The following is a 5,414-nucleotide window of genomic DNA, read 5'->3' on the forward strand; positions in this document are numbered from 1 at the left end:
TATTGGGGGCTCGGTCCGTCGGGGGGGGGGGCGGGGGGGGGGGGGGGTGCGGGGGGCGGCGGACCGCCCCCGGCTCCCGGAACCCCGGCTCCCGGACTCAGTCCTCGCCGTCGTCCTCCTCGTCGTCCTCGTCCGGCTCGTCTCCCTCGTCGAACACCGCGCTCACGTCGAACCGGCAGATGACCCGCTGCGGATCCGTCTGGTCGAAGGGGTCGGACAGCCACTCCCCCGGGTCGGCGAGGTCGTCGACCGCGGTGACCCAGAGCGTGGAGTCGCCCTCCTCCAGACCGAATTCCTTGTGACGCGACGCGATTTCGTCAGGTTCGTACTCGCCGAAGAGGACGCCGACCGCGGCGTGCACGCTGCTGCCGGCGTGGCCCGGGCCGTTCCCGGAGTCGTCGGCCGCGGCGGCGTCCGGGTCCGCGTCGGGATCGAGGTCGGCGACACGCTGGGCCTGAGCGAGCAGCCGCTGGGGTTCGACCACGGCGTAGTCCCGGCGGATCAGGACGCTGAGCGCGCTGGGCTCCTCGGGCCCCGCGTAGGCGGGGAGGGAGCCGTCACCGGGGATCTCGAAGGGGGTGACCTCGTCGTAGGAGTCGTAGAGGAGCTCGTCGTACGCCTCCGCTGCCGCGGCCAGCTCGTTGAAGGCGGCGTAGACGGCCGGGTCGTCCTCCCCCGATCGGCGTTCGACGGCCTCGAGGTGGCGGTCCAGCGCGGCTTTGACCGCCTCGGCGGCGGCCCGTACCTCGGCAGCGGTCGGCTGCGCAGCATCAGACATAGTGCAGACGCTATCCGGAGCGGGCCCGTTCCCGCACAATAGATGCGATGCCGGAATACGAATTCTGTGATGTGTATGTGCCACGGGGGGTCTCCCGCGGTGCGGCCACACGCCTGCTGACCGAACACGCCGAGTACGGACACTGGGAGTTGGACCGACTGCGTCTGTACCCCGACGGAAGCCGCAAGGTGCGCCTGAGACGGCGGATCATCCGCCAGATGCGCGCCACCTGGTGAACGAGTGACCACAGGACGGAGCGGGCCCCGCGGCTGCGGGACCCGCTCCTGACGTACTGCCGGTTTACCGGCGCGCGTCTCAGTCGCGCGCCGCCGCCCGCGAGCGGCGGTAGAGCAGCGCGCCGCCGATCAGCAGGCCGGCGCTGGCCGGGAGGGCCAGGCCGAGCTGGCCCGCACCGGTGTGCGCGAGCTGGCTGGCCTTCGCTCCGGCCGCCTCGACCATGGAGGCGGACTGCACGGGCGCCTGGTGCTCGCCCTTGACGTCGCTGCCGGGCTTGCCGTGGTGACGGTCGCCGACCTGGTCGCCGCTGTGGTGGGCGGGCGGCTTGTGCGAGCCGTCCTGGTCGCCGCCGGGGTGGGCGGGCGGCTTGTGCGAGCCGTCGTGGTCACCGGGCGGGTTCTCGTGCCCGGTGGGCGGCTTGTGGCCACGACCGTGGTCGTGGTCGTGGTCGCCGTTGACGCAGGTGTTGCCGTGGGTGGCGTTGCCGATGCCGACGACGTCCACGCTGTTGCCGCAGGCGTTGACCGGCACGCTGATCGGCGCCTGGACGGTGTTGCCCGAAGCCACGCCGGGCGAGCCCACCGAGGCACCCTCGGCCTGGGCGCTGCCGTGGTCGCCCTCGTGGCCCTTGCCGCCGGTCTCGTGGCCCTTGTCGCCGTGGCCGTGGCCGCTCGCGTGGCCGCCGCCGTTGACGCAGGTGTTGCCGGTCGCCGGGTTGAGCAGCCCGACCACGTTCACCGTGTTGCCGCAGGCGTTCACCGGAACCTGGACCGGAACCTGGACCGTGTTGCCGGACGCGACGCCCGGGGAGTGCGCGGAGACGCCGTGCGCTCCGGAGTCCGCGTGCGCGTAGCCGCCCGTCACGCCTGCGAGCACACCGCTCGCCGCCGCTGCGGTGATCAGGCCCTTTTTGGTGACCTGTCGCATCAATCTTGCCCCTCTGCCTTTTGCCATGCCGGAAATGCATGCGGATGCACCCACCCGCACGCGGTAGATCGATCGAAAGCCCGGCGGCCCCGGAGAGCACTCGCGCACACTCCGGAGCCGCCGTGGTTCAAGCCCTCGCGGGCTTCGAGGCCCGACGTCACTTGTTGATGCAGGTGTTGCCAAAGGTGGGGTTCAGCAGCCCGACGACGTTGGCCGAGTTGCCGCAGAGGTTCACCGGGACCTGCACCGGGACCTGGATGACGTTGCCCGAGACGACGCCCGGCGACTTCACTGCGGCGCCCTGGGCACCCGAGTCGGCGGCGGCGATACCCGCGCCGGCCAGGGCCAGACCACCGGTGGCAGCCGCGACAGCGACGACCTTCTTGAGCATGGGGTTCCTCCTTGTTGGCATTGCGGTCCCAGCCGCGGACCGCACACCTGTAACGACACGGAGGAGTCGGGGCTACGTAGGCCTGATCCCGTTCACTCTTTCCGGCTAAGGAAACGCCAAATACGTGCAGAGTGGCACTCGTTCAGTACCGCACTCAGCACTGATCCAGGAAACGGTCGAGCACTCGCGCACCGAATGTCAGACCATCGACGGGTACCCGTTCGTCGACGCCGTGGAACATTCCGGCGAAGTCCAGCTCGGGCGGCAGCTTCAGCGGCGCGAAGCCGAAGCAGCGGATGCCGAGGTCGTCGAAGGACTTGGCGTCGGTGCCGCCGGAGAGCATGTAGGGCACGGCCCGCGCGATGGGGTCCTCCGCCCTGAGCGCCGACTGCATCGCCTCCACCAGGCCGCCGTCGAAGCTGGTCTCCAGCGCCTTGTCGGCGTGCACGTCCTCCCGCTTGACCCGGGGGCCGAGGATGCGGTCGAGGTCGGCGAGGAACTCCTCCTCGTACCCCGGCAGGAACCGGCCGTCGACGTGGGCCGTGGCCTGCCCGGGGATCACGTTGACCTTGTAGCCGGCGCCGAGCATCGTGGGGGCCGCGGTGTTCCGCAGTGTCGCGCCGACGAGCTTCGCGATGCCGCCGAGCTTGGCCAGCGTGGCCTCCATGTCCTCCGGGTCCAGCGGCGTGCCGAGCGCGTCGGACAGCTCGTCCAGGAAGGACCGCACCGTCTTGGTCACCCGCACCGGGAACTCATGACGGCCCAGCCGGCCGACTGCCTCGCACAGCTCGGTGATGGCGTTGTCCTTGTTGGTCATCGAGCCGTGGCCGGCGGTGCCGTCCACGGTGAGCCGCATCCAGTGCATGCCCTTCTGGGCGGTCTCGATCAGATAGAGCCGCAGGTTCTCGTTCACCGTGAAGGAGAAGCCGCCGACCTCGCCGATGGCCTCCGTGACGCCCTCGAACAGCCCCGGGTGCTTGTCGACCAGGTGGCGGGCGCCGTAGGTGCCGCCCGCCTCCTCGTCGGCGAGGAAGGCGAGCACCACGTCGCGCGGCGGCTTGCGCCCGGAGCGCATGCGGTCGCGGACGACCGCGAGCGTCATGGCGTCCATGTCCTTCATGTCGACCGCGCCGCGGCCCCACAGGCACCCGTCGGCGATCTCGCCGGCGAACGGGTCGTACGTCCAGTCGGCCGCGTTGGCCGGCACGACGTCGGTGTGCCCGTGGATGAGCAGCGCGGGCCGGGAGGGGTCCTCGCCCTCGATGCGGGCCACCGTCGACGCCCGGCCCTTGTGGGACTCGATGATCCGCGGCTCCAGCCCTACCTCGGCGAGCTTCTCGGCCACGTACTCCGCGGCGGCGCGCTCCCCGGGCCCCGAGTGGTCGCCGTAATTGCTGGTGTCGATCCGGATCAGATCGCGGCAGAGGCCGACGACCTCGTCCTCCGCGCTGACCGCGCCGCTCGGGCCCGGCTTCGACTCGCTCACGCTGCCTCCTCGTGGTTCGCTGCCGGCGGCCGGCCCGGATCACGAGCGGCCCCCGGCGGGGTCCACGGCCATCCTCCCCCGCCCGCCGCCCACGCCCAAGGGCGCAATGCGCCCGCCACACGCCCGCAACGAACCGGCGCGTCCGCCCGGGAACCCGCTCGCCCGGCCGAGTGATCGAGCACCCCCGGATGTTTGCTATTGTTTTCCATGTCGCCGCGGGGAACACCGGCGGAGACAGACACCTTGTCCGGGTGGCGGAATGGCAGACGCGCTAGCTTGAGGTGCTAGTGCCCTTTATCGGGCGTGGGGGTTCAAGTCCCCCCTCGGACACCAGCAGAAACCCCAGTTCACCTGGGGTTTTTCTGTTTTGCGGGCCTGGTGGCGGGAGGGGGCATCGGTCGCCGGGAGTAGGTCCCTCGCCCCATGCGCGCTTCGAGCCCGCTGGCTAACGTCGGCGCTCATGCAGACCACGGGGATTGCTCGCCGCCGGACGGCGGAGCGCAGGCGCGACACTCTGGAACGGCTCGTTGCCGAGCGGGATGTATGGGTGTCGACAGCACACCCTGATCGCGGGCCGCACCAGGTGCCGCTGTGGTTCCTGTGGGACGGGCGAGCGGTGTGGATGTGCACCAGTGCCACTTCCGTGACTGCGCGGAACGTCCGCGAGGAGCCGCGCGTGCGCCTGGCGCTGCCGGACACCTCCGATGTGGTGCTGCTCCAGGGTGAGGCGGAGTGCTTCCTGGACCAGGATGTGCCCGGAGACGCGGCGGAGGCGTTCGCCGCCAAGTTCGGGTGGGACCCGCGTGCGGAGGAGGGTTCCTTCCTGTATGTGCGCGTGGTGCCGAAGAGTGTGCGTGCTTGGCGCGGCGTACCGGAACTGCGCGGCAGACTCATCATGCGCGACGGGACGTGGCTGGAATAGCGGCCGTCCCTGGCTGACGCACTCCTCGGGATCCGCCTCGTGCGTGTTGACTGCCCGGACCGGGCACGCATGAGTACCGCCCGTCGGGGCGGCGTCCTATGATCGGGCCGATGATCAAGGACCGCGGCCGTGCCGCCCCCGCCCCGTGCCGGATAACCGTCTGCCGAGGCTGTTGCTGCGGTGACGCGGCCAAGGTGCCCGGCGTCGATCACGCCGGGCAGATCGCGCGGCTGCGCGCGGCCGTGGGGGACGCGGCGCCGGTGCGGGCGTCGGAGTGCCTCGATGTGTGCGACCAGGCGAACGTGGTCGTCGTGCAGCCGTCGGCGGCGGGCCGGGCCGCCGGGGGGCGGCCGGTGTGGCTGGGGCTGGTGAACGACGACGACGCGCTGACGGACATCGCGGCGTGGGTGCGCGCCGGCGGCCCGGGCCTGGCCGAGCCGCCGGGGGTGCTGGACCTCTACGCGTTCACGGTCTCGCGGCGGGTGGGGAAGGCGCTGGACACCCCCTAGGAGCTGTCCGGCCGATCACCGATGGCATGCTCCGGCCGCTACTCGACGGCCGAGCTCGTCCTGCGGCGCGGGTTCGCCGCGGGAATCCGGGCCCGCGCGGTTGAACGACTGGACGCTCCGCTCCGACGGCTCGCCGTTCGAGCTGCGCCTTTCCGCCGCCGGCT

At 71.4% G+C, this 5,414-nt stretch carries 7 protein-coding genes and 1 tRNA gene; 4 read left to right on the top strand and 4 right to left on the bottom strand.

Annotated features, from left to right (window positions below; all coding sequences use genetic code 11):
- Positions 1 to 97 precede the first annotated feature (97 nt).
- The gene (locus AB0K09_RS29300; RefSeq protein WP_366068433.1) at positions 98 to 778 is read right to left on the bottom strand and encodes a hypothetical protein; all 681 of its coding nucleotides are present in this window, start codon (positions 776 to 778) and stop codon (positions 98 to 100) included.
- A gap of 47 nt (positions 779 to 825) precedes the next feature.
- On the opposite strand from AB0K09_RS29300, the gene AB0K09_RS29305 reads away from it, so the two are divergent.
- Positions 826 to 1,014 carry a DUF5703 family protein gene (locus tag AB0K09_RS29305; RefSeq protein WP_366068434.1) on the top strand — a complete coding sequence of 63 codons (189 nt, stop codon included), beginning with the start codon at positions 826 to 828 and terminating at the stop codon, positions 1,012 to 1,014.
- A 79-nt stretch (positions 1,015 to 1,093) separates the two neighbouring features.
- Here AB0K09_RS29305 and AB0K09_RS29310 read toward each other — a convergent pair whose 3' ends face one another.
- The 3 genes from AB0K09_RS29310 to AB0K09_RS29320 form a co-directional block, all read right to left on the bottom strand.
- Positions 1,094 to 1,942, bottom strand: coding sequence for a chaplin (locus AB0K09_RS29310; RefSeq protein WP_366068435.1), 849 nt, complete (start codon positions 1,940 to 1,942; stop codon positions 1,094 to 1,096).
- A gap of 157 nt (positions 1,943 to 2,099) precedes the next feature.
- A complete protein-coding gene (locus AB0K09_RS29315) occupies positions 2,100 to 2,333 on the bottom strand; it encodes a chaplin (RefSeq protein ID WP_366068436.1) in 234 nt (77 codons plus the stop codon).
- Positions 2,334 to 2,487: 154 nt separating this feature from the next.
- Positions 2,488 to 3,819 carry a M20/M25/M40 family metallo-hydrolase gene (locus AB0K09_RS29320; RefSeq protein ID WP_366068437.1) on the bottom strand — a complete coding sequence of 444 codons (1,332 nt, stop codon included), beginning with the start codon at positions 3,817 to 3,819 and terminating at the stop codon, positions 2,488 to 2,490.
- 245 nt (positions 3,820 to 4,064) lie between these two features.
- Between AB0K09_RS29320 and AB0K09_RS29325 the strand changes: the two genes are divergently transcribed.
- The 3 genes from AB0K09_RS29325 to AB0K09_RS29335 all read left to right on the top strand — a co-directional run bounded on the left by AB0K09_RS29325 (position 4,065) and on the right by AB0K09_RS29335 (position 5,250).
- A tRNA-Leu gene (locus tag AB0K09_RS29325) sits at positions 4,065 to 4,152 on the top strand.
- A gap of 127 nt (positions 4,153 to 4,279) precedes the next feature.
- On the top strand, positions 4,280 to 4,741 hold the full coding sequence (locus AB0K09_RS29330; RefSeq protein ID WP_366068438.1) for a pyridoxamine 5'-phosphate oxidase family protein: 462 nt from the start codon (positions 4,280 to 4,282) through the stop codon (positions 4,739 to 4,741).
- 110 nt (positions 4,742 to 4,851) lie between these two features.
- Positions 4,852 to 5,250 (top strand): (2Fe-2S) ferredoxin domain-containing protein, encoded by a 399-nt coding sequence (locus tag AB0K09_RS29335; protein WP_366068439.1) that lies wholly within the window; start codon positions 4,852 to 4,854, stop codon positions 5,248 to 5,250.
- Positions 5,251 to 5,414 lie beyond the last annotated feature (164 nt).

The sequence above is a fragment of the Streptomyces sp. NPDC049577 genome, from assembly GCF_040675635.1.
Taxonomy (GTDB): Bacteria; Actinomycetota; Actinomycetes; order Streptomycetales; family Streptomycetaceae; genus Streptomyces.

Bases quoted from the DNA above. Each gene is read 5' to 3' on its own strand.
- AB0K09_RS29315 (WP_366068436.1), bottom strand. From the start codon at position 2,333: ATGCTCAAGAAGGTCGTCGCTGTCGCGGCTGCCACCGGTGGTCTGGCC.
- AB0K09_RS29330 (WP_366068438.1), top strand. From the start codon at position 4,280: ATGCAGACCACGGGGATTGCTCGCCGCCGGACGGCGGAGCGCAGGCGC.
- AB0K09_RS29310 (WP_366068435.1), bottom strand. From the start codon at position 1,942: ATGCGACAGGTCACCAAAAAGGGCCTGATCACCGCAGCGGCGGCGAGC.
- AB0K09_RS29335 (WP_366068439.1), top strand. From the start codon at position 4,852: ATGATCAAGGACCGCGGCCGTGCCGCCCCCGCCCCGTGCCGGATAACC.
- AB0K09_RS29305 (WP_366068434.1), top strand. From the start codon at position 826: ATGCCGGAATACGAATTCTGTGATGTGTATGTGCCACGGGGGGTCTCC.
- AB0K09_RS29300 (WP_366068433.1), bottom strand. From the start codon at position 778: ATGTCTGATGCTGCGCAGCCGACCGCTGCCGAGGTACGGGCCGCCGCC.